At 61.7% G+C, this 22281-nt stretch carries 20 protein-coding genes; 8 read left to right on the forward strand and 12 right to left on the reverse strand.

Going from position 1 to position 22281, the window contains the following annotated elements; translation table 11 throughout:
• The coding region (locus AC07O3_RS25495) for a DUF2958 domain-containing protein (RefSeq protein WP_495340632.1) at window positions 1-214 on the reverse strand (214 nt) is incomplete at its 3' end.
• A 442-nt stretch (window positions 215-656) separates the two neighbouring features.
• Here AC07O3_RS25495 and AC07O3_RS25500 point away from each other — a divergent pair.
• Window positions 657-1154, forward strand: coding sequence for a MarR family winged helix-turn-helix transcriptional regulator (locus tag AC07O3_RS25500; protein ID WP_495340633.1), 498 nt, complete (start codon window positions 657-659; stop codon window positions 1152-1154).
• 23 nt (window positions 1155-1177) lie between these two features.
• On the opposite strand, the gene AC07O3_RS25505 is transcribed toward AC07O3_RS25500, so the two are convergent.
• The 11 genes from AC07O3_RS25505 to AC07O3_RS25555 form a co-directional block, all read right to left on the reverse strand.
• Window positions 1178-2020 carry a dienelactone hydrolase family protein gene (locus AC07O3_RS25505; protein WP_093180174.1) on the reverse strand — a complete coding sequence of 281 codons (843 nt, stop codon included), beginning with the start codon at window positions 2018-2020 and terminating at the stop codon, window positions 1178-1180.
• Window positions 2021-2127: 107 nt separating this feature from the next.
• A complete protein-coding gene (locus AC07O3_RS25510) occupies window positions 2128-2898 on the reverse strand; it encodes a transposase (RefSeq protein WP_495340634.1) in 771 nt (256 codons plus the stop codon).
• Entirely contained in the window at window positions 2850-3437 is a 588-nt protein-coding gene (locus AC07O3_RS25515; protein ID WP_495340635.1) for a PAAR domain-containing protein, read from the reverse strand. The genes AC07O3_RS25510 and AC07O3_RS25515 overlap by 49 nt, the downstream gene beginning before the upstream one ends.
• A gap of 35 nt (window positions 3438-3472) precedes the next feature.
• Complete coding sequence (locus AC07O3_RS25520) at window positions 3473-4189, reverse strand: hypothetical protein (protein WP_495340636.1); 717 nt, start codon at window positions 4187-4189, stop codon at window positions 3473-3475.
• 1 nt (window position 4190) lies between these two features.
• Entirely contained in the window at window positions 4191-4892 is a 702-nt protein-coding gene (locus tag AC07O3_RS25525) for a hypothetical protein (RefSeq protein WP_495340637.1), read from the reverse strand.
• Window positions 4889-5410 carry a hypothetical protein gene (locus tag AC07O3_RS25530; RefSeq protein ID WP_093180183.1) on the reverse strand — a complete coding sequence of 174 codons (522 nt, stop codon included), beginning with the start codon at window positions 5408-5410 and terminating at the stop codon, window positions 4889-4891. Before AC07O3_RS25530 ends, AC07O3_RS25525 begins: the two co-directional genes overlap by 4 nt.
• Before the next feature lie 6 nt (window positions 5411-5416).
• Complete coding sequence (locus AC07O3_RS25535; RefSeq protein WP_093180185.1) at window positions 5417-5923, reverse strand: DUF4123 domain-containing protein; 507 nt, start codon at window positions 5921-5923, stop codon at window positions 5417-5419.
• On the reverse strand, window positions 5920-7989 hold the full coding sequence (locus AC07O3_RS25540) for a type VI secretion system Vgr family protein (RefSeq protein WP_495340638.1): 2070 nt from the start codon (window positions 7987-7989) through the stop codon (window positions 5920-5922). Before AC07O3_RS25540 ends, AC07O3_RS25535 begins: the two co-directional genes overlap by 4 nt.
• Window positions 7990-8153: 164 nt before the next feature.
• A complete protein-coding gene (locus AC07O3_RS25545; RefSeq protein ID WP_093180188.1) occupies window positions 8154-8636 on the reverse strand; it encodes an Hcp family type VI secretion system effector in 483 nt (160 codons plus the stop codon).
• Window positions 8637-9031: 395 nt separating this feature from the next.
• Window positions 9032-9982 (reverse strand): ArdC family protein, encoded by a 951-nt coding sequence (locus tag AC07O3_RS25550; RefSeq protein ID WP_495340639.1) that lies wholly within the window; start codon window positions 9980-9982, stop codon window positions 9032-9034.
• Between the two features lie 508 nt (window positions 9983-10490).
• Entirely contained in the window at window positions 10491-11072 is a 582-nt protein-coding gene (locus AC07O3_RS25555; RefSeq protein WP_495340640.1) for a helix-turn-helix domain-containing protein, read from the reverse strand.
• A 153-nt stretch (window positions 11073-11225) separates the two neighbouring features.
• Between AC07O3_RS25555 and AC07O3_RS25560 the strand changes: the two genes are divergently transcribed.
• The 7 genes from AC07O3_RS25560 to AC07O3_RS25590 all read left to right on the forward strand — a co-directional run bounded on the left by AC07O3_RS25560 (window position 11226) and on the right by AC07O3_RS25590 (window position 22218).
• Window positions 11226-11594: a helix-turn-helix transcriptional regulator gene (locus tag AC07O3_RS25560; RefSeq protein WP_495340641.1), complete on the forward strand. Its 369-nt coding sequence runs from the start codon at window positions 11226-11228 to the stop codon at window positions 11592-11594.
• A 674-nt stretch (window positions 11595-12268) separates the two neighbouring features.
• Window positions 12269-12433, forward strand: a complete 165-nt coding sequence (locus AC07O3_RS25565; RefSeq protein ID WP_495340642.1) for a hypothetical protein — start codon at window positions 12269-12271, stop codon at window positions 12431-12433.
• 298 nt (window positions 12434-12731) lie between these two features.
• Complete coding sequence (locus tag AC07O3_RS25570; RefSeq protein ID WP_495340643.1) at window positions 12732-13583, forward strand: DUF4007 family protein; 852 nt, start codon at window positions 12732-12734, stop codon at window positions 13581-13583.
• The gene (locus tag AC07O3_RS25575; RefSeq protein WP_495340644.1) at window positions 13576-16920 is read left to right on the forward strand and encodes an ATP-binding protein; all 3345 of its coding nucleotides are present in this window, start codon (window positions 13576-13578) and stop codon (window positions 16918-16920) included. Before AC07O3_RS25570 ends, AC07O3_RS25575 begins: the two co-directional genes overlap by 8 nt.
• Entirely contained in the window at window positions 16913-17752 is an 840-nt protein-coding gene (locus AC07O3_RS25580; protein WP_495340645.1) for a phosphoadenosine phosphosulfate reductase domain-containing protein, read from the forward strand. Before AC07O3_RS25575 ends, AC07O3_RS25580 begins: the two co-directional genes overlap by 8 nt.
• Window positions 17753-17815: 63 nt before the next feature.
• Entirely contained in the window at window positions 17816-20176 is a 2361-nt protein-coding gene (locus AC07O3_RS25585) for a sensor histidine kinase (RefSeq protein ID WP_495340646.1), read from the forward strand.
• Window positions 20176-22218: a hypothetical protein gene (locus AC07O3_RS25590; protein WP_495340647.1), complete on the forward strand. Its 2043-nt coding sequence runs from the start codon at window positions 20176-20178 to the stop codon at window positions 22216-22218. The genes AC07O3_RS25585 and AC07O3_RS25590 overlap by 1 nt, the downstream gene beginning before the upstream one ends.
• The last annotated feature ends 63 nt before the right edge of the window (window positions 22219-22281 follow it).

A 22281-nucleotide genomic window follows, 5' to 3' on the forward strand; every position in this document is an offset into this window, starting at 1 on the left:
CCGGAAAGCCCATCCCGAGATCGCACAGGCCGAAGGCGGTGTCGTGGTCCTCGGGGTCGATCTCGCTGAGCAGCCAGGTGGCGCCCGCATCGGGCGTGAACAGCTTGACCACAGGCAACGGATCGAAGTCCGCCTGCGCCCGCGAAGACAGGCCGTTGGCCAGCAACTGGTCGGACTGCGCGTCGCTGAGGAAGGTAAAGATGGAAGCAGCCATGGCGTTCTCCTTGAACGGTTGCGGGCGGGATCGCCCGGCACCGTGGCCCGCACGGCGCAGCGCAGCCCTTGACGGCGAGAACGCCGTGCGACGGTGAAGGCAGCAGCAAGACCGCCCTGCCCCAGGTCCTGGAAACTGTCTCCCGAGCAGGCCTGCACGCACAATGCGCATCGCAGGGTCGCCGGGATCGGCAGACGCCCCAAGGGGTGCCGAAGCGCCCCCGCGGCCGCCCTCAGAGGAGGCCGCGCTCGGCCTTGATCGGGGCGTAGCGCTCCGAGGCGTAGAAATCCAACGCCGCCGCCAGGGTGGGGAATTCGAAGAGCCCGCCAGAGGCGGTGGTGCGTCGCCGCCTTCCAGCACCCGAGCGACGGGACCGAAGTGGAGGATACGGCCGCCGGCTTCCTCCAGCGCGGCTTGGAAACGAGGCGCGAGTGCGGCTTGCTTGGCCGAATCGATGACGCGCGGGTTGATATGGAGCAAAAGCGTGTCGCGGTGGAACGTCCGGGCTTTCAAGCCCGCGCCACGGCGCGCGCTCACGCGTTTCTATAACGGTTGTTTCAAGCCGCTCGGGCTGACGGCTGAGCAATTCAGTCTGCTGGTCGGCATCGGCGCTGCGCATGGAGCGAGCGTTGTTGATCTGGCGACGAGCGCTGGTGTTGATGCCGCGACGCTGAGCCGCGGTGTGCAAGCCCTGCAGCGGCGAGGGTTGGTCCAGGGCGAGGGCGGCCGAGGTCGTGCAGGCAAAAGGTTGAGTCTGCCGCTATCGGGGCTTTCGCTGATGACTGACGCCTTGCCGGTGTGGGAGCGCGCCAAGGCGAGCCTGTCGCATCGGTTGAGCGAAGCTACGTTGCTGGCCACGCGGCAGGCCATGAGGGACCTCGCCGACGCGGCGGCCGAGGCCGGTCGTGGCCCGCCACATCCCGGGCACCACGCCCGCTGAGGCTCGTTAGCCGGCTGCTGCGATCAGACCAGTGCCTTGCTGAATGTCGCCAGCAGGCGCGTCCAAGCGCGCTCGGCTTGGGCGGCATCGTAGACCTGTGTATCGGGCGGACACCAGCCGTGGGCCGCCGGGTAAACCTCCACCTCGGCCGACAGCTTCGCGCTGTCGAAAGCGGTGCGCAACGTGACTTTGGCTTCGGGCTCTTTGGTGTCGTCGTTTTCGGCCACTGCGATCAGGTAACGCGCCTGCGTCTGGGCGACTAGGCGATGCGGGCTGTCAGGCGCTGCGGTCACCATGGCAGCGCCGTGGAAGGTACCGACCGCGCCCACCCGGCTGGGCGCCACGGTGGCAGTGCGCACCGCGATCGGGCCGCCCATGCAATAGCCGGTGGTACCCAGCTTGCGCGCCTTGTCCACCTCGCGTTGGGCATCGAGCCAAACCACGAAGGCTTTTCCGTCGCTCAGATGCATGGCCGGCGTCAGGGCCTGCATGAGCGGCATCACTTCGGCGATTGGCGTCTGACCGCCCTGCGCTGCGGTGGGTGCTTTCTTCTGCCTGTAGAACGGGTTCACCACCAGCACGCTGTAGCCCGATTCGGCCAGCCGCCGACCCATTTGCCTGAAGGCTGGGCGAAGACCAAACACGTCGGGCCACACCAGCACGCCGGGTGCCGCGCCCGCTGTGGGTGCGACAAAATACGCGTCGCAGCTGCCATCTGCCGTCGTGATGATCACCTCGCGCTCGGCAACGGCCACGGCGTTGGCCACGCTCGGCAACGCGGTCAGCAGTCCGGCGGATGCGGCCAATGCACCGAAGTCGCGGCGGGTGTACTTCTTGATTTCTTCTTGGTCGTTCAGATCACACACTGTGGTTTACCTCATTAGGATCACGTCAAAACATCAGCTTGTGCCACGAATCGGGACGGCCAGCAAGCAGCACGTGTTTCCGCTGGCGCCCGGCGTCTCAAAGGCATTCAGGATCTCAAACCGCCGGGTCCAAACTGGTACGTCATGGAGTGAACCCCATCGACTGGACCACTGGGGTCGCCAGGACTAAGCCGCCTGCTGAACGAGTTGGGATTCGAATTCGTTGGGCGGACGGTAGCCGAGCGCCGAATGCAGCCGTTTGGCGTTGTAGATCTCTTCGTGAACTGCGGAAGTCGTGTTGCCACGTCAGCGAACGTCTCGTAGCCAGCCAAGTACACCTCCTCGACCTTGAGCGTCTTCATGAAGCTCTCGGCTTGGGCATTGTGATACGGATTGCCTGGCGAACTCATCGATCCTAGGAGCCCAGCCTCTTGCAGTGCGCGTCGGTACGTCTCGCTTGCGTACTGACAACCGCAATCCGTGTGATGGATGCAACCTGACTGCGGCTGTCGACTTCGGACGGCTGAATACAGCGCAGCCAACGCAAGCGGTGTGTCGATGCGCCGCGAGATCGCATAGCCCACGACCTTACGGCTGCAGGCATCAAGGATCGCTGCCAGATAGCAGAACCCGGTCTCGATGCGGATGTACGTGAAGTCCGCCACCCACACGAGATCCGGGCGACTGGGCGATGCGGGTCGGCTGCTCTCTGGGGGGCGGGTCGAGATCGATGCTGCATTCGCGCGGCCCGGCCAGGTGAGCGGGCGAGTTGTGTCAGCAGAAGTCGCGTGGGGGACCAGCCGCGGCAGCCGAGATCGCGCCCAACTTTCTAGGCCACCCCCGCCAGCTTCTGGGATGCGATCAACGCTGCACCGCAACTGGTCACCATGCCGTCTACCGCGACTTCAATCCCGTTGACCTTGGCCCGCACGCCTCGGTTGGAAATCGGGAACACGCCTTTGCATTTGGGGCAGGCAACCATATGGCCCACACCGGAGGGAATTCTTCCATTGATCGAGAACGCGGAAAACCCCTCCAGCACAGTGCCCCCGTGCGTTGTCCTGTCACCCACGCAGACGATGCGATCGTTCATTTCAAGCTCTGAATGAAGGAGAGGATGGCGGTGCTCTTCCCCTCGGGAGATGAATTGCTCGCGATGATCGACATCAGGTAGGACATGTCCTCGGGGGCGAATCGCGAGGGGGTGAGGCGAATAGAGAGCCTGCACGACCTTTTCGAGCCAGTCGATATCGTCGAGCCCGAATTCCTCACAGGCCTTGACGAGCGTTCGAACCTCCGAGAGAAGCAGATGGAACGGATACTCGCGGTTCAGAAAATACTCGCCATAGACAAGCTCGGCCAGGCGAAAAATATGCCGCTCGAAGAAATTGCGGGCTGCAATGTCCTCGGGACTCATGGCGCTTGGTTCGGACGCTGGGGCCACAAAGGACATCAGGGGCGGACGTGGCTGCGATCGGCGACGGCCCGGATGTCGCACACCTCGGCACCAGGCGGCATCCATATCCCATCCTCCGCGATCAGCTTCTGTCCCGCCGCACGCAAAGCATCGAACGGGAAGTCGGCCGTCGAGAAAACGCCTGCCGTACCGACGAGCCGGATGAGGTGCATGCCCGCTCGAACCGCCTTGATCGTCAGAAAGGGGTCGTTGCCGGCAAAGTCGTCGAAATAGTTGAAGTTGTACGTCTCGAAAATCTTCTTGTCCAAGGAGGACATGATCGGCGACTCCTTGATGCGGGAGACATCTCTTGCGTATCCGTCGTCCTGGATCCGCTTGTATGCCCCGAGCATGTCCGCGATCAGGGCTTTCCCCGCCGGATCCGCACCTTCGACTTCAATCCCTCGGAACAGCAGGGCGTGGAGTATCTTCAGCCAGCAGGAGATGTCGATGTCCTCGGCGTGAATGCCGAAGTAGAGCCTCCGACCCCAAGCGTCAAGCGTCTCCCGGTCTTCTTTCGACAGAGGCAGCTGTTCGAACGATGCGCCGATTTTTTCGTAGTCCCGCGAATACCCTGCATCGAGCAGCGCCTCTCTGAAGACCCGGTTGATCGAATCGACGTCGCCGTTCAGGTCCACGTACTTGTAGACCTCCTTCATGTCCTCGATGGACAGAATGGCGATCAATTCGCCCAGGCGTGCTTGTCTGCTCATATCAGTGCGTTTCGATGATTTGATTGAAGATGGACCGGAGTTTGCTGCGCGCGTCCGGCTTCAGCTTGGCGACGAACTTCTTCACAGCCTCGTTTTTCAGTTGGCAGACCCCGAGGTGAATGACCGTTCCCAACGGATCGACCGCCCCCAGTGTGCCTCGATGCTTCTCCAGCAATTCGCGGTCCCAGGTCGACAGGCTTCCCGATTCGATGGCCCGATCGATCTCCATGGCCTGCCGGCCCAGCATCATGGCCCGACGCTCGTCGAATGACTTGTTGGCCGCGTTCGCATCGAAGTCTTCGCCAAGCTCCGATTCCAAGCGATCCCTCAGCGATTGCTTGAAATTCAGGCAGTCGAAGAGCAGCGGATTGAAAAAGCATTCGTTGCGTACATAGCCTCGAAAACCCGAGAACGTCTCTTCCACGAATCCCACATAGGAAAGCGCGCCGCGCTGGATCGGGGCCGCGTGCTTTTGGGCAATCTCCGATATCCGTGACCTTGGCATCCGGGCCGTCGAGCGTGGCTTTTCGAGTCCTTTGCGGCTCTCGAGAATGGCCTGCCTGTTGGCGCGCAGGACGTCTTGGTAGTCCAGGCCGGTGTCCAGGAATTCCCAAAGTCCCGCAGTCAGATCGAGGCTGAGCAAGACGGCCGCCTCGCCCCAGACACGGTCTGCGTGAAGGTCGGAGTGGGTTGCCATACTCATGGGACCGCGAGACTCGCGCCGCCTGCGAGCGGCGTCGCGACAAACGAAACGGCGATGGCGCGGATCACCTTGTACGCAATGTACCCCCCCACCAGCCAGTAGGCGGGTGTCGGGTCGATGCCTTGCATGGGAACATTGTTCGCGTCCCAGTCGGCCTGGGTTGGCAAGGGGCGGGATGCCAGCTGCCGAACGCCGGCCGGCAACTGGCCATTCGGGCAGCCCGATTGATCGTACTCGTCGATGTGGTCCTGCAGGTTCTTCTGCTGGCGCGCGATCTCGTCCTGGTGCGTGGCCCAGGCGCTCGTGCCCGGACCCTGCGCGCCCTTCTGAACCTGTTCCGCAAATCTGGTCGCCAATCCCTTGGGGCTGCCCGGTCCCTTGGCGGAATTGGCTATCTCGTCGATCTTTTCCTTCAGGCAGGTACAGACGTCGCCGTCGCATTCCCTCAGGGTCTTGCGAAGGGAGGTGCTGTCCGGGTGCGTCTTGGGAATGGCATTGGTGAAGGTGCCGCTGGCCATGATTCGTTACTCCGCCTCATAGACAATGAAATCATGCCGTTCCCGAAAGTTTCGGCAGTAGATCTTCGATGCGTGATCGAGCAGTTCGGAAAAGCGCTCCTCGGATTCGAGAAAGAAGCTGAGGCTGATCGCCGTGTAGTACTTGTTGAACTGGGCGTAGTTTCCCTTGGGATGCAGCAACACCTTCAGCCGACGCTTGAGATGATCGGGCGGCATGCCGGAAATGAGGACCACGCCATGTCCGGCGGACAGGTAGGCGACGATTTCCTTTCGGTTGGACGGCCTGATCGCGTCCCAATCCAGCAGGTAGGGCGCAGAGAGGCCCGCGGCTTCCTTTTCGTCGCCGTCGAAAAGACAGCGGCTGTGGGAGCTTCCAACCTCCTTGATGACTTCGTAGCGGGTCGCGTCCGACGGATCCAGGAGGATGTATCTGCCTTCCCGGTGCGCGCCGATGATCGCGGCGAATTGCTCGTGGTCCTCGATATGGATCAGGCTGGTCTTCAGGCGAGTCATTTCGCGCCCTTGATCTTCGGCTTCTTGCTCGACAGGCACTCCTTGTTCGACTGTCTGCCGGTGAAATCGATCCGGTCCGATTTCAGCCAGATGTGCCTGGCATTGATGACGATGCCCTTGTCGTCGATCTGGATGAACCCGCCGGGACCACTCAGCAAGATCTTCTCGGTTCCATAGGTGCTGTTGCTCTTCGAGTAGTGCAGGATGTCGGAGCCCGCGCTGATGTTGTATTCGTCTCCGACCTTGAGGTCGTACTGCTTTCCAACGACGTCGATACGTTCGACGCCGACCAGGGAGTTCTGGGCAACGCCGACCACGGTGTTCTTGATCAGGCCGACTTTCTCACTGGAGCTCAGCAGGACGTTGCGGCTCATGTTTTGCTTGACCGTGAGCGTCTTGTTCTCGCCGATCTCTTCGTCGTGGTTGGCACCGACCACGATGGACTTGTTGTTTCCGATGCGCTCGGACTGGTCATGGTCGACGGTCTTGCTGCGGTCGTGGCCCACCCAATGGGTTTCGTCGTGCTCGACCTCGATGTCCTGGTTGCGCTCGGCGTGCAGCCATACCTGCTCCTGGCCCTTCTTGTCCTCGAAGCGCAGGGCGTTGGCGTTGCTGTCGTTGCCACCTTCCGAACTGCGTGTGAGCAGGCCGCTTTGCGTTGCGTTGGCGGGCAGCTCCCACGGCGGCATGTTGTCGGCGTTGTAGACGCGGCCGGTCACGATGGGCCTGTCAGGGTCGCCGTTCTCGAAGTCGACGATCACCTCCTGCCCGATGCGCGGAATCTGGATGCCGCCGAAGTTCGTGCCGGCCCAGGGCGACGACACGCGCACCCAGCACGAGCTGTTCTCGTCTTTCGTGCAATAGCGGTTCCAGTGAAAGCTCAGCTTCACGCGACCATATTCGTCGGTCCAGATCTCGCGCCCGGCCGGGCCGGTGACGATGGCGGTCTGCGGGCCCGTGGTGCGCGGGCGCGGCGCATCGGGTGCAGGTGCGCGAAAGACCTTGCTCGACGGGATCACTTCAAAGTCGACGCGGCATTCGAACTCCTGCTGCGCACTGGCGTCGCCGATGTCCTGCAGCCGCAGGTGCGCATCGGTCACGAGGTACTCGCGGTTGGAGTCGTTCTGCGGATGCCGCTCCAGTGACATCAGGCAGCCCGGCACCACGGCGCGCAGGTTGCCAGAGCCGTTCGCACGCTCGCCCTGGCTGCCGGTTTCTTCCATGCGGGTGCGCACCAGCTGCTCACCCTCGGACTCGACCACGTAGTCGCCGGGCCAGCCGTAGCGCTCCTGGCTGCTTTGCGCGGTCTTGCGCGGCATGGCACTCACCTGCTGCAGCCGCGCCTTCGGCCGCTTGAAGTCGAAATCGTCGGTGACCCAGCGGCCGCTTTGCAGCGTCTCGCAGGCGTTGAACCGGTCGCAGTGTTCTTCGCGCACGGTGTCGTCGGCGCCGTAGAAGGGAATCTTCTGGTAGCCCGCATTGGCGTAGGGCTGGTGCGCGGACATGTCGTCCACGATCACGAGCTTGTGGCTGTCCTCGGCGTGCTCGAAGTAGTAGTACAGCCCCCACTCGTGCATCAGGCGTGCGACGAAGTCGAAGTCGCTCTCACCGTATTGCACCTGGAACTCGCGCGCCGGGTAGCTGTGGCTGGCCTTCACTTCGTGGGCGAAGTCGTAGTCGGACAGCACCTCGCCGAGGATGTCGAGCACGGTCTTGTTCTGGAAGATGCGGTAGTCGCTCGTGCGCGTGGCGAGCGTGAGCCAGGGCTCGATGACACCTTCGTACAGCGCGCGTCGGTTTTCCAGGCGCAGGAAGCGCACGCGTGTGACCAGGCCCGAGATGTGGCGCTTGCCCCCGTCCGCGCCGGGGCGCCCGTCGAGCACGACGTGCACCGTGAGCGTCTCGCCCACCAGTTTCTTGATGTCCACGTTGGCGGCCTGCCGCTCGTTGTAGCCCGCCTGCTCGGGCGTGCTGAACGTGACGGTGTAGCGGAACAGACTGCTCAGGCCTTCGTCGCCTTCGATGGCCACTGGCTCCAGTGCGGGTTGCCCGCCCAACGTGGGCATGGCGGCACAAGAAGCGGTCAGGACGCGGATTGCCCGCGCTGCGCCTGTTGGCATGACACTCTCCCCGGAATTCGGATCAACGCACGAAAAACAAGACAGCGAGCCGGTTCTTGCAGCTCGATGAAACGGAAGCGCTCCGCTTCCGCTTCACACACAAAGAGGCATCAAGCCTCTTTGTTTTCCTTGATGTTCCAGCCCAGCACCGTCTCGGCGCCCTTGCCGCCCTTGTCGGTCTGTTCCCAATACTGCTGCTTCACCTTCGCGGCCTGGAAGGCGTACTGCACGAACACGGCGTCCGAGCCCTGCTCGGCCGTGTACTGCACCGAGGTGACCAGCACTTCCTCGAGCGTGACGCGCGTGTATTCGATCTGCGCGCCGCCGGCCTTGCAGACGGACACTTCGATCTTCGCCAGGTGCTTGCCGCTGGCGCAGTTCTTCAGGACGGACGGTGCGGCCTTGTCGATGCGCGCCACCACCTGCAGGTCATTGAAGCTCGCCTTGCCCACACCGCCGCCACCGCCGCTGACCATGTTGCCGGGTTGCGTCGCGCCCCATGCAAACGACTTGATGTCGGTCCACTCCTTGTGGTTCGAGTCCTTCGATTCGCCGTTTGCGCCTTCGACGCGCATGAACATGTCTACTGCCATGACGATTGACTCACTTTGCTTCCCGAAGAAAAGAAAAAAGTGCGGTGATGACCGCGAGATCGAAGTGAGTAGGTTTGACCTACCGTCTCGACTGTGGAATCGAGTGCGTCGCCGTTTCTTCCTCTTACTTTCTTGTAGTTTGAGAGACTCTAAGGGGTGAGAAGAAAATCAGAAAGCGAGCAAACTTACTAACCATCGCTCAGCTTTTTCTCTCAATAACCCTCTTGTTTTAGAAATGAGAGGGAATCCGGCGGAATTGCCGCTTCCGAATTCCTTTGGCTGCTGTTCCTTCCGCCGTTTCTGCATGACGCAGGTGCGCGATGCAGATCATCCGCGCGTTGACGCCGCGGGCCCACGGCATCGAGCTGCCTGACGATGCCGATCCCGGCCGCCACTCAACGACGCCCCGGTATGTCCAGTGGCTCGAGTCGCGGCATCTCCTTCGCCACGATGAACGCGAAGGCCGCGCCCGCATGGCGCGCGGCCGCGAAGATGGCGCTCGGGTCGTTGCGCAGCATCCGAAGCCATGCATCGAGACAGGAGGAAGCCGCATGGCCCTCCACGGCCGCACCGGCCAGGCCGCAGTGCCCCATGAGGAAGATGCTGCCGAGTTCGGCCACCAGTTCCTCGAACGCCCAGGCCGCACCGCCCACGCGGCGGCCTGGGGCGCGGTCCAGCCGGCTCGCGTGACCGCTCCAGTGCACCAGTTCGCGCAGCACGGCCGCGCAGTGGGCTTCCGCGTTTGCGAAGCTCGCGGGCCACGGCAGCCGGATCTCGTCGGGCGCCGGCAGGTACACAGCGCGCTCGTAGCCGTAGCGGACCGCCGCGTCGCAACCGCACAGCAGGCGCAGCGTGCGCTCGACGGGCGACAAAGACGACAGCGGCAACGCCTGCGCGGTGCAGCGCGCAAGGACCTCGGGCGGCAGCCCGTCGATCTGCGCGACGTTGAAAAGCCAGAACGGCTCGCACCGCAGCAGGCCATGAGACCGCGATGCGTCCCGCGCCCTCCCCGCCTGCGGACCTTCAGCATGTCCGGCGCGATCGCCGGCTTCGACGCCACCGTCGCGCGCCCCGCGCTCGAACTGCGCGCACAGCACCGCCCGCTCACCCCGGCGCACCTGGGCGCCAAGGCCCGCGGCCTGCCGGTAAGTCAGCCACACGTTGGAGGCATAGCCCTGCGAGACCAGGGCGTCCAGCAGCAACAACACGTTGACCCCGCGGTACGGCACGCCGCTCCACCCGTTGCGCGGCATCCCGTGCGCCGCCGCACACGTCCATCGGTCGCGGAACACGGACTCGCCCTGCGCGAGCATCGCAGCGATCCGGTCGGTGACGGCCCTCCGCACGTCGATGCGCCCGCCCCCGCGGCGCAGGCTCCCGGTAGATTGGCCTTCGCCTTCACGCCTGCCTGCTGGTGGTGAGTCCTCGGGGGGCACGGGGGGAACGCCCGCGGCCGTCCGGTTGCCCGTCTGGCATGGCAACGGAATCGATGAGGAAAATGACGATGGCGATGAAGGCGTGGCATGCATGGCGGGTCCTTTCTGCGGCGGTGCCGCGGCGCGTGAACATCTCGTCTGCTTTCGGAGCCGCCTCGACGCAGGGTCCGCGCGCGAACGGACCGATGTCCAGGGACCGCCCGGAAGCCGCAGCCGAGCAGCGCGAGGACCGGGTGAGAACGGTGGCGACGCCCTGGCCCTGGACACCGGCCCTGAACGCGCGATGCGTCGGTCGGAAAGAAGGCGGCCCCGACAGCAGATGTCGCGCACGGCCTGCACAACGCAGAACAGCGCAACGCATGCCACCACCTTCCGCCCATCCGGCGCCCCACGGGTAGCGAGGACAGCCAGCGCCCGCCTACTCGCGCAGCGTGAACACCACCGAGAGGTAAGACACCGGCTGCACCTCGATCGCCTCGATCCCGTGCAGCGCGGTCGCATCGAACAGCAGCGAGTCCCCTGCCCTCACCTCGACCACCTTGCCGCCGTAGCGGTAGCGGACCTCCCCGGACAGGAAGTACAGGAACTTCAGGCCCGGGTGCTGGAAGGTCACGTAGGGATCGGCACCGGGCAGCAGCGTGACCAGGTAGGGCTCGACGAACAGGTTGCCCGACAGCAGGTGACCCAGCAACTCGTAGCGGTAGTCCGCCACGGCACCGATGCGGTCGACCAGGACACCACGTCCGCCTCGCACATGGCAGAAGTCCGTGCGGCGCGACTGGTCACTGAAGAAGCGCGACACTGGCACGTGCAAGCCCTGCGCGAGACGCTCCAGGGTCTCCACCGAAGGCGAGACCAGCCCGCGCTCGATGCGCGAGAGCATCGAGGAAGAAATCCCCGAGGCCTGGGCCAGCTCGCCGCCAGATACATCGGCCGCCATGCGCAGCGCCCTCACCTGCGCGCCGATGCGCGCTGCGGACAAACTGCGTGCCACAGGCATTGGGCGCCGTGCCCTTGCAGGCAATGCGGAAGCTGGAACTCGTACTGGTCGCGCGGTTGGCAACGGCGACGCTTGATAGACACCCATGACAGGCTCTCTATGCAGTGTATATGCCGTCGATTCTAGCGCTGCAAAGACAGATCGTCAGCGGGCATGCCGACCGCTCCCGAAAAAAAGCCCAAGCCCCAGCCTTCCCCTCATAAGGAGGCGATCTCGATTGCTCTCGGCAAACGCCTTAAGGAACTACGAATAGAAGCTGACAGATCTCAAGCTGAGCTCGCGTTCGATTGCGAACTCGATCGAACCTACGTTTCGCTCATCGAACGAGGTCTGGCCAATCCATCGTTGTGGACTCTTGGCACTTTGGCATTCGCGTTGAAGACGACAGTTCCGGATTTATTTCTCGGGAATGCTCATGTCGTGGAGCCATCCATGGGAGCACAGGGCAGAAAGCGTCGGATAAATCAGGCGTCGCATGAGGCCAAGAACCCGATTGGCAGCAGACGCTCGCAATTGCGTTGATTACCCTTTTTGCGCGCTCACGAGGCAAAAGTCGGTCGCCACATTTCATCGACTCCAAAGAAGCACCGCAAGCACGGCGTAGAGTTCGCATCACCAACTCCCTCCGCGCCGCAATAGAGTTCTTGTCTCGCCTTCTACAAGACCCGTAGGACACGGCGTCGAAGGCTTCCTGGATAGCCAGACGACCGCTCTCGCGTGCCACTTTCGGCCAGCCGCAACGCGTAGGCAATCTGTTCCTCGGTAAACCTCGACTTCTTCATCGCTTCTCCTTGCCCCGCTCGGAGCTGGGGGAAGCGACCGTACCTCTAGTTTTGATCTGCGTAGGTTTTTCGGAGGCACGTCAGTCTCGCCGCAGGGGCTCCAGAAGGGCGCCAAGAAGGTTGCCGCCCCAGCGGCGGCATCCACGAGATCAACTCGATCCGAGATCGATCACTTCTGCTTACTTTGGAAAGTGGTTGAGCAAGCTGCGCGCCGGCTTCACGGAGGAGGCGGGAATCCAGATTTCGGAGCACTCGTCGATCCACGCCATCGACTAGGACGGCCAGAAGACGGGGCACTACGGTTCCGATAAAAGAACCCTGACACGGCTGGGTTTGCCCTCCCTCATCCAGCAGGAGGATCCCGCAGGTTGAAAATTCTCATGATACTGTATATTTATACAGTATCATGCATCCGTGGACGAAATGACCCCAACCCAATGGATAGCGAAGTGCGCCGAGCGTCTTCACGAGCGTTGGGTGACGGTCGACCAAGCGCAGCTTGAAGAAGCTACGGTGGTGATCTGGAATGACGCGCAACTGCGCGCGCTGCCTCCGGATGAAGCAGCGGCAAGTGGCTGAGCCCGATTACCACTCCCATGCAATGACGCGGTCCCTTCATGGATACGTATCCACAAGCATCTACGACCGCCCATTGCTAGGCGGCTTTGCGGCGAGCCTTACGACCTGCGGTGAAACACCCCATTGAGGGCAGCGTCCGGCTGCTCTACTATTCACCGTGAGTGCAGATGTCTGCACAATCTCCTCACTGGATGGTTTCATCCAGTGAGCAGGGCTAGAATGCCTTATGAGGAGAAAAAAGCCTGTCGACGGAGTCGTTGCCCATTTCGCGGGGCACGAGACGTTTCCGCTGCGGCAAATGTGGCTGAAGAAGGCCGTTGATCAGGCCATTAAAGGCGTGGTGCCTCGCTCCGCTTTCGCCGATGAAGACGCCATCGCGCAGTTTGGAGTCGGCAAGAACATGGTGGCTTCGATCCGCCATTGGGCTCTGGCTTGCGACGTGATCACGGACGACGATGACAGCGGCAACTACCCCGTCACCGCTATGGGTCGCCAAATTTTCGACGATGAAGGGCTCGACCCCTATTCGGAACATCCGAGCACGGCGTGGTATTGCCATTGGTGCTTGGCGGGGCGCGGCAAGCGCGCCACCACCTGGTATTGGCTCTTCAATCACGTCACTGGGTCGTCCTTCACCCGCGAGGAGTTGGAGGCGCCGCTCGCCGACTACGCAAAGAGCATCGACGCGAACCGCAGACTCTCGCCGGCCACGTTCTCCCGCGACATTGAGACCTGCCTGCGAGGCTACGCGCCTCGCGCGTCGGGCGCATCCCCCGAGGAATACGCAGAGCCGATGCTCGCCGAACTCGGGCTGATCTACGAAGAACGGAAAGGACATTTCGCGTTTCGCCGAGGGCCGAAGGCGACGCTTCGCGACGGCCTATTTGTCTTCGCGCTGCTCGATTACTGGGACCGCTCCGCCAAGGACCTCAGTTCCCTGCCGTTCGAGTCCATCGCCTACGGCGAAGGCTCTCCGGGCAGGGTGTTCAAACTCGACGAAGAGTCGGTGGCTGAAAGGTTGTTCGGACTCGAAGAACTCACCCATGGCGTCTTGACGTGGACCGACACCGCCGGCTTGCGCCAAGTGCTGCGCAATAACTCGAAGGCCGTCAATCTCCCGGCGCGCATGATGAAGCAAGCCTATGCGTGAAGTCAAAGACCTCCCGCTGTCCGAGGTGGTCCGCATATCGCGGCTGTATCAACGCTCGATCCGCATCGACACGGACCTCGGGCGTTCCGACGCGCTCGACGGCTATGTCTGCCACGCGACGGCTCGCGGCGTGCTGGAGAGCATGTCCAAGCAACTCACGCATAGCAATCAACGCGCTTTCACCTGGACGGGGCCGTTTGGCGGTGGCAAATCGTCCCTCGCCGTGGCCTTGGCGAGTGCCCTCTCGGATTCCAAGCACGTCAGGCAAAAGGCTCGCGAGCTTCTCGGAGCAAACAAGATCGACTCGTTCGACGCGGCCTTCGCCAGCAAGCGCGGATGGCTGGTGTTGCCCGCTGTTGGTAAGCGCGCGAGCGTGGTCGACGAGCTGGCCAAAGCGCTGCACAGGGCAAAGGGCTCACGTGGCGAGCCCAAGAAGCTGACGGCCACGGCGCTGATCGAACAAATCTGCGACTTGGCAGACTCGCGCCAGTGGGATGGAGTGCTCGTGCTCATCGACGAGATGGGCAAGTTTCTAGAAGCCTCCGCGCTGGGTGTGGGCGACGATTTGAACTTCTATCAAGATCTCGCCGAACTAGGTGGGCGCGCCAAGGGCAAGGTCGTCGTGGTCGGCATCTTGCACCAAGCTTTCGCCCAATACGCAAAGCGCTTGGGCATCGACACGCGCGACGATTGGGCGAAGGTTCAAGGGCGCTACGCGGACATTCCGCTTGTCGCGGCGAGCGATGAGGTCGTCGAGCTGATTGGGCGCGCAATCGAGTCGCAAGGCTTCGCGAAGTGGTCGCCGCCACAGTCGGAGGCTGTCGCGGCGTCCATCAGGTCGAGACGGCCCGCCGTAGGCTCGAACTTCGCGGCGAGCCTCACCAAGTGCTGGCCGCTGCACCCGGCCATGGCCGCTCTCCTCGGCCCCATCTCGAAGAGGCAGTTCGGACAAAACGAGCGCAGCGTCTTCGGATTCCTGGCCTCCGTCGAGTCCTCGGGCTTCCGCTCCTACTTGCAGTCCACGCTGGCGTCGAGCTCGCGCTGGTACCGGCCCGACGACTACTGGGACTACCTGCGAGCAAATTTGGAGCCCGCGATCCTGGCCTCTCCGGACGGGCACCGTTGGGCGCAGGCGGTCGAGGCCGTGGAGCGCGCAGAGGCCAAGAGCGGCGACCCGCTCCAAGTGGCGCTGATCAAGAACGTCGCAGTCATCGACCTGTTCCGAAACGGATCAGGCCTGGCCGCCGAGCTCGACGTGCTGGCCGCCATCTTCAACGAGGTTCCCCGCGCGAAGGTCGAGGAGGCGCTCGCGAGCCTCGCCGCTTTGAAGGTGCTCTTGTTCAAGAAGCACATCGGAGCCTGGTCGGTCTTCGAAGGCAGCGACTTCGACATCGAGGCGGCCATCGCCCAGGCGCGCTCGGCCCAACCCCATCTCGACTTTGCGTTGCTGTCCAGCCTCGCGAATCTGCATCCCGTTGTCGCAAAGCGGCACTACCACCACACCGGCACGATGCGCTGGATGAACATGGCGCTCTGCCGGCTGGCCGACGCTCCGAAACTCGCCGAGAAGTTCGCGCCAGCCCATGGAGAGTTCGGTCTTCTCGTCCTCGCGCTACCCGAGCGCGCGGAGAACGCGAAGGCGTCGTCGCGACAGGCCGCGCAGTTCGCCCGTTCGCGCCCGTGGCCCGTGGTCATCGGCGCCCCGCCCAATCACGCCAAGATCGAAGACCTCGGCGGCGAGCTGGTAGCCCTCCAGCAAGTCCAGGGACGCCACGAGCTCGTAGGCGACCCGGTGGCCCGCCGCGAAGTCCACGCCAGGCTCGCAGAGGTGCGGTCGGGCCTGCAGGAGGCCCTTCGGGCCGGCATCGCCAACGCCCGGTGGCAAATCGGCGCGGAGCCCGCCGTTAGCGGCATGAAGCTGTCGCGCATCGCGTCGGAGCTGGCGGACGATCTCTACAACCACGCGCCCGAAGTTTGGAGCGAATTGGTCAACCGTGAGAACCCTTCGAGCAACAGCGTGAAGGCGCGCCGCGACCTCATCCACCGGATGCTCAGCCACGAGGCCGTGGAGAACCTCGGTATCGACGGCTTTCCGGCCGAGCGCGGGCTGTATGTGGCCCTGCTCTCCCACGTGGGCCTACATGCGGTCGCGTCGGACGGCTCGTGGCGCATCAAGGCTCCCGAGGCAGGCAACGAGCTTTCTAAGAGCTTCGTGCCCCTCTGGGAGGCCACGAAGAAGGCGTTCGTGGACGCGCCGTCGCGCGTGTCGGCCCTCGAGATCCACAAGCTTTGGTCGCAGCCTCCTTTCGGCGTGCGCGCCGGATTGATGCCGGTCTACTTCACGGCCTTCATCCTGTCGAATCGGGGGAACCTGGCGGTCTACAAGGACGGCGTGTTCATTCCGGAGCTCACCGACGCGGACTTCGACGAATATCTGCAAGACGCTGGCCGCTTCTCGCTGCGCTGGATCGTCATCGACGAGCAGAAGACCGAAATTCTCCAAGCCGTCGCCAAGGTGCTCTCGGAGCTGCGCGCGGCGCCGGCATCCATGGACCCGCTTGAAGCGGCCAGGGGGCTCGTCGCCTTGGTCTTCGCCCTGCCGGCGTGGACCCAGCGCTCGTTGCGCCTGAGCGCCAAGGCGCGCGCCGTCAGAGACACCTTGCTCAAAGCGAGCGACCCGCACCGCGTCCTGTTCATCGATCTGCCCGCCGTGTTGGACAGCAAGGCCGGGACACAGTTCGTCGAAGAGTTGCGCGAGCCCGTGTCGGAGCTCGTCAACGCCTACGACCAGCTCCTGCGCGGAATCGAGGACCCGATGCTCGCGGAGCTCGACGCCTCTCGCGACGACTTCGCGAACCTGCGCACTCGGGCGGAAGCCCTTGAAGGCATGAGCGGCGATCTGCGGCAGGAGGCCTTCTGCGCCCGGCTGGCAAAACACGACGGTGGACGCGAGAGCATGGAGGGTCTTTTGAGCCTGGCGGCCAACAAGCCGCCGCGCGATTGGAACGACAGGGACATCGACGCGGCCAAGCTTGAAATCGCGCAGGCCGCGCTACGCTTCCGACGCGACGAGGCTTTCGTCGGCGTGAAGGGGCGCAAGCCCAAGACCGACGCGATGGCCGTGGTGTTTGGAGCGGGTCCGGAAACGCGGACTCTTTCCCGGACCTTCGTCGTCTCGGAAAGGCATGCACCCAGGATTGCGAAGATGGCGGACAAGCTGGTCGCCGATCTTCGGGCCGAAGGCCTCGACGTGGAGATGATGCTGGCGGCGCTCGCCAATGCGGGGATGCGCTTGACCGAAGAAGACAAACCGAACCGGAGTTCAACTCATGGCTGACAAACACGTGCTCGGAATTTCTGGCGGCCGCGACAGCGCCGCCCTCGCGGTCTACGTCAGGCAGCATCATCCGGAGTTGGATGTCGAATACTTCTTCACCGACACCGGCAAAGAGCTGCCGGAGGTCTACGAGTTTCTTGGCCGCCTGGAAGGCTTCCTGGGCAAGCCCATCGCGAGGCTAAATCCTCGTCGCGACTTCGATTTCTGGCTGCGCGAATACAACCACTTCCTTCCGTCGCCCCAGACTCGCTGGTGCACGCGCCAATTGAAGCTGGCGCCTTTCGAGCAGTGGGTGCGCCCAATGCTTGCCGCGGGAGATAAAGTCACGAGCTACGTAGCAATCCGCTCGGACGAGGACTACCGCGAGGGATACAGCGCCAAGCATCCCAACTTGACCGTGCGCCTGCCTTTCCGCGAGGACGGCATCGACAAGAAGGGCGTGCATGACATTCTGGACTCGTCCGGGGTCGGTATGCCCAAGTATTACGACTGGCGCTCGCGGAGCGGCTGCACGTTTTGCTTTTTCCAGCAGAAGATCGAGTGGGTCCGCTTGAAGGAACGCCATCCCGAGGCTTATGAGGAGGCGAAGAGCTACGAGAAGAACGCCCTCGAACATGGATCCCCTTTCACCTGGTCGAAGGGGGAGCCGCTCGACGAGCTCGAAAAGCCGGCGCGCGTCATCCAGATCGTTGCTGATTACGAGCTTCGAAAACAGCGTGAAGCTGCGAGCCGCCCCGTCAACCCGTTGAGGCCTATTGACGCGATCGAAGATATTGACGAAATCTTCGGTGAAGATGAGGGCGGCGGAGCTTGCGTCGTGTGCCACAAGTAAGCGCTTGACTTGGCCTCAAGATGCAAACCATCGACGTCAGCGACATAGAGCGGGACAAATTCTGTGGCGTTTAAGGTCACTGCCCGCACGATCTTGGAGCTCGGATCTGAACTCATCAGTTCAGACATCATCGCTTTTTATGAGCTGATCAAGAACGGATTTGACGCGGGAACCAGGGATGGAGTCGACATCCGGTTCAACATCGTTATCCGCCGCAATGCATACCTTGATCTCCGACGCAAAGCTCTTGCCGCGTCGTCGCCGACCAGTGAGATTGCCGCTTTGGCCCTGGTCGCGTTAAACGCTGACGCATCCACCGAATTGCTGGATCTGGCCAAGGCGTTGCTTGAAGGACCAGCCACCGGACAAGAACTCGCGGATGCGCTCGACCAAATCTACGAGATGAGCCACATCGTTGTCAGCGACACCGGCTGGGGTATGTCCGTTGATGACCTGAACAACAATTTCTTGGTCATTGGCACCGCATCGCGAAAGCGAGAGGTCGACAAAGCTCTTCAGGCTGGCGCATCTAAATCGCCTTTCCTTGGCGAGAAAGGCATCGGGCGTCTTTCGGCCATGCGCCTAGGGGACACCCTCCGTGTCGAGACCGCAAGAGCGTCAGACACCCATCTCCACACTCTCGATATCGACTGGTCAGACTTCGCCCAAATTGACGCGATGCTGGCAGACATCGACATCCACCCCAAGCAAGGGGACGCCGTGGATCCTGCGGGCTGGTCGGGCACCCGAATCATCATCGGAAAGCTAACCGAAGATTGGACTGCCGAACGCGTCAAGCGGATGGCGGACTATGACTTCTCACGCTTGACGGACCCGTTTGTCGATCCGAAGAAGCGCCCCAGAGTCGCGCTCTACTGGAATGAAGATCGTGTCACCATTCCATGGATGCAAAAAGCGCTCGTTCAAGGCGCGCATGTGTCTGTTGAAGGCGCATACACGTTGGTGGACGGGAAGCCGCAACTTGCCTGTGACGTAGAGGTGAAAAATCTTGGCTTTCCCCACCCGGTTGAGACCGAGAGCTATCTTATTGCCGCTGACGACCTTGAATCGGCCGTGATTGGCACTTCGCGGGAGATACCGGAGAGCGCTCTTGCTTCACTTGGACCGTTTAGCTTTCAGGTCCATTGGTACAACCGGCGCCTACTCACCTCCATGGATGGAATCGGGGACTTGCGCGCCGTCCGAGAACAGCAGCAGCGTTGGTCTGGAATACTGTTGTATCGAGATGGTTTCCGTGTGTTTCCTTACGGCGAGGATGAAGATGATTGGCTTGCCTTGGACCGCAAGGCTTTAGCCCGGACCGGATACACACTCAATAAAGCCCAGTTCGTTGGCAAGGTAGATATCTCTCGCGTTGCCAATACCGCCTTGGTTGATCAGACGAACCGCGAAGGCCTTCGCGAAACCCCCGAGCAGCAGGTCTTCTTGGGCGTCATGCAATACGTGATTCAAGACTTGCTATTCAAGTCTATGAAGAACGTCGAAAGGCAATACAAGGCACAAAAGGTCGATCTCAGCGACGCCAAGACCGAAGTTGCGAGTTTGGATGCTCGTGCGAAAAGCGCACTAGCAAGGCTTCGGCAGGTTGCGCCCAAAGGCGATCCTTCCGTTGAGGAGCTCCAACAGACACTGTTTGAGTTTTCCGAGTTTGCCGAGCGCGCCCGCCAGCGCATCGAGGAAGTTGAGCAGGAAAGCCGCCAAATGATTGAAATGGCTGGCGTCGGACTCATGGTCGAAGTGGTGGCGCACGAGCTGGCGCGCGCCTCAGAAAACGCGTTGGAAAACCTTGAGACCTTGCGAGGCAAAAACGTTCCCGCAGAGGTGAGAGCCAAACTTGACTCGCTACGAGCTCAAATGAAGAGCCTCGGGAAACGGATCAGAGTGCTAGATCCGCTCAGCGTTTCGGGGCGCCAGCGGGTCGAGACTTTTGACTTGCGCGAGCTTGTTCTGAATACACTGGAAGCCCATCAAGCGCAGTTCGAGCGCCACAAGATCACGGTGAAGCTTTCGGCTTCGGATGGCGCTGTGAATGTGCGCACGGTTAAGGGTATGGTCGTCCAAATCCTTGAGAACTTGATTTCGAATTCGAAGTATTGGCTGGAGGTGGGCGCCGGAAAGCAATCTGGAAAGAAGTCCACGATCTCCATCACCCTGTTGCCCTCGCCCCCCACCATCGTGTTCGAGGACAACGGTCCTGGCATCGCCCAAGAAAATCGGGAACGTGTCTTCCGATCATTCTTTTCGTTGAAGGAGAAGTCGAAGCGGCGCGGCCTCGGACTATTCATCGCGAGCGAGTGCGCGAACTACATGGGCGGAACCCTGACCCTCGATGCCAATCCGGAGAATCCGAATGGCCGACTCAATCGCTTCACGCTCGAGTTGCCATTGAACACGACAAAGTAATGGCCGAACTCTCAGACATTCTTGCGGCGGCGAAAGTTGCGCGAGCACTGATCGTCGATGATGCTTTCGACGAAGTTCCTCTTGCCGATGACCTCGCCATTGATGGTGAGCAATGGACGCACTTCTTTGATGACTTGGGCTCCGCTGATCACGAGGCATTGAACGCCGTCTTTCCTGGATATTCCGATTTGGGAGCGGAGGATCTCCAAAGGTCCGATGGCTTTGTGAGCTGCCTCTGGGCCAATAAGTCGCAGATTGTCCCTGCGCTCTGCGAGGCGCTTTTCGCGCGGTATGTCGCAGACATGCAGGCTGACATTGCCCACCTCGGTATCTTGAGGAAGCTGCTCGAAGGCTGTGGCTTGGAATGCAAGGAGGTAGGGCGTAACTTTGTGCCAGCGGTCGCTGACGCCGATATCGTCTTCATGGACCTCTACCTCTGCTCCGCGCAACGCCCGGATGACATAAAGGTTTCGATCGAAGGCCTAGCAAGCGCGATCGTTGAACGCAGAACGAGACCTCCCCTTGTGATTCTCATGTCTCGCAGCTCCCGGCTACAAGACAAGCGATTGGAATTTCGCGACAGCACCAAGCTCTTTGAAAGCACATTCCGGATACTTGAAAAAGCGGACATCCAGGTGGATGGTGTTGTCCAGAGGGTCGTCGGACGCCTTGCGACGCACTATCAAAATTCGCTCAGGCTTTCGGAATTCGTCTGCGCGTGGGAGGATGGCCTCGACGCGGCCAAGGACAGGACCACGAAGCTCATTCGAAAACTCGGCCTATCCGATTTCGCGCAAATCCAGCACCTATTGCTCTCGGCCGAGGGTGAGCCAATGGGAAGCTACCTGGTTGATGTTCTCGACAAAGTCCTGCAACACGAGATCGAAGCCAACTCAAACATCATCGACACCGCGCTCGCGTTGAACAAGCTCGATGTCTCGAAGATCCCAGCTCCGCTGGTTCCCGGCGCGAACGATCTTTTAGAGTTCGTCGAGCACTCCCTCTTTCACAATCGCGCCCGGCTGAAGCTTCCAGGGGCTATGGATTCTGCTGTCTCCTTTGGCGACTTGCTGCGCAGGAAGCGCCCTGCTCCCGCAGCCGCTGCGGTTGCAGCCGAAGTCGCCCAGCCCGTCGTCTTGCCCGAAATTCAGAGCGACATGGTCATGGCGGTCTTGAGTCCTGCATGCGACTTGCAGCGCAATCAGTTGAAGCGCGTCTTACTGCTTGTCGGCGAGCTCCTTGTCCTCAAACCGGAAGCATGGAGCGCAAAGATCGACGGCGCGAGGACGCCCGTCTTCGACTTGGGTGATGGCATACGGCGAAGCATCAGGTGGGATGTGAAGCATGTCCTAATGCTCACTCATGCCGAATTGAACGAACTTCTTACCTCCGCTCAGCCTAGTTTTGAAAAGGTCGGACGGCTGCGCGACTTACACGCGCTAGAAATCCAACAGAAGCTATTGTCATCAATGGGCCGGGTTGGCTTGGCGGCGCCCATGCCGGCAACGCACGCGGTCAGGATTCAGGCATTCACGTGCGGCACAGACAAGAAGCTTAAGGAACTGAACGTCGCATCGTTGGCGGACGGTGGAGTTTGCTTCATCGGGAGGAGCTCTGACGGGGAGAAGCCGCAAGAAAGACTTATCCTTACCGAACGCGCCTGCGAGGACATTTGTCGCGCGGTCGATCAGGTCGCCCTTGATGCAGTTCACGAGCGGTCGAGAGACATACTCAAATCCATTCAGAAGTCTAGCGTTTTGTATGAGACGCTGGAGCAAGGCCTTGTCGTCGCCAATCTTGGCAACGAGAACTTCATCGAGTTCAAGTCGAGCGGCGCGGTCACACAGGGCTTGATAGCCCGAAACAAGAAGCAGATTGACTCGCCCCTTGCCAGCAAAGATCTCCCTCATTCGGGTCTAGTGCTCATTGCATACGATGGCCCCGGCGATGCCACGCCTCCGCCCGCTGAGGGAGACGCCACTGCGCAGGATTTGGAAGGCGCTGCCGCAGCCGACAAAAGTAAACCCGCGGCCGCCGCGTAGCCCTGTGAAACCCCATTCCATGCATGCGAGAAACGGAGATGCAACCGCTTAGGTCCGAAGACG

Source organism: Variovorax sp. GW821-FHT09D05 (assembly GCF_059416325.1).

Coding starts and splice junctions, on each gene's coding strand:
- AC07O3_RS25515 (WP_495340635.1), bottom strand. CDS start 3,437: ATGAGTCCCGAGGACATTGCAGCCCGCAATTTCTTCGAGCGGCATATT.
- AC07O3_RS25520 (WP_495340636.1), bottom strand. CDS start 4,189: ATGAGCAGACAAGCACGCCTGGGCGAATTGATCGCCATTCTGTCCATC.
- AC07O3_RS25525 (WP_495340637.1), bottom strand. CDS start 4,892: ATGAGTATGGCAACCCACTCCGACCTTCACGCAGACCGTGTCTGGGGC.
- AC07O3_RS25530 (WP_093180183.1), bottom strand. CDS start 5,410: ATGGCCAGCGGCACCTTCACCAATGCCATTCCCAAGACGCACCCGGAC.
- AC07O3_RS25535 (WP_093180185.1), bottom strand. CDS start 5,923: ATGACTCGCCTGAAGACCAGCCTGATCCATATCGAGGACCACGAGCAA.
- AC07O3_RS25540 (WP_495340638.1), bottom strand. CDS start 7,989: ATGCCCACGTTGGGCGGGCAACCCGCACTGGAGCCAGTGGCCATCGAA.
- AC07O3_RS25545 (WP_093180188.1), bottom strand. CDS start 8,636: ATGGCAGTAGACATGTTCATGCGCGTCGAAGGCGCAAACGGCGAATCG.
- AC07O3_RS25555 (WP_495340640.1), bottom strand. CDS start 11,072: ATGCCTGTGGCACGCAGTTTGTCCGCAGCGCGCATCGGCGCGCAGGTG.
- AC07O3_RS25560 (WP_495340641.1), top strand. CDS start 11,226: ATGCCGACCGCTCCCGAAAAAAAGCCCAAGCCCCAGCCTTCCCCTCAT.
- AC07O3_RS25570 (WP_495340643.1), top strand. CDS start 12,732: ATGTGGCTGAAGAAGGCCGTTGATCAGGCCATTAAAGGCGTGGTGCCT.
- AC07O3_RS25575 (WP_495340644.1), top strand. CDS start 13,576: ATGCGTGAAGTCAAAGACCTCCCGCTGTCCGAGGTGGTCCGCATATCG.
- AC07O3_RS25580 (WP_495340645.1), top strand. CDS start 16,913: ATGGCTGACAAACACGTGCTCGGAATTTCTGGCGGCCGCGACAGCGCC.
- AC07O3_RS25590 (WP_495340647.1), top strand. CDS start 20,176: ATGGCCGAACTCTCAGACATTCTTGCGGCGGCGAAAGTTGCGCGAGCA.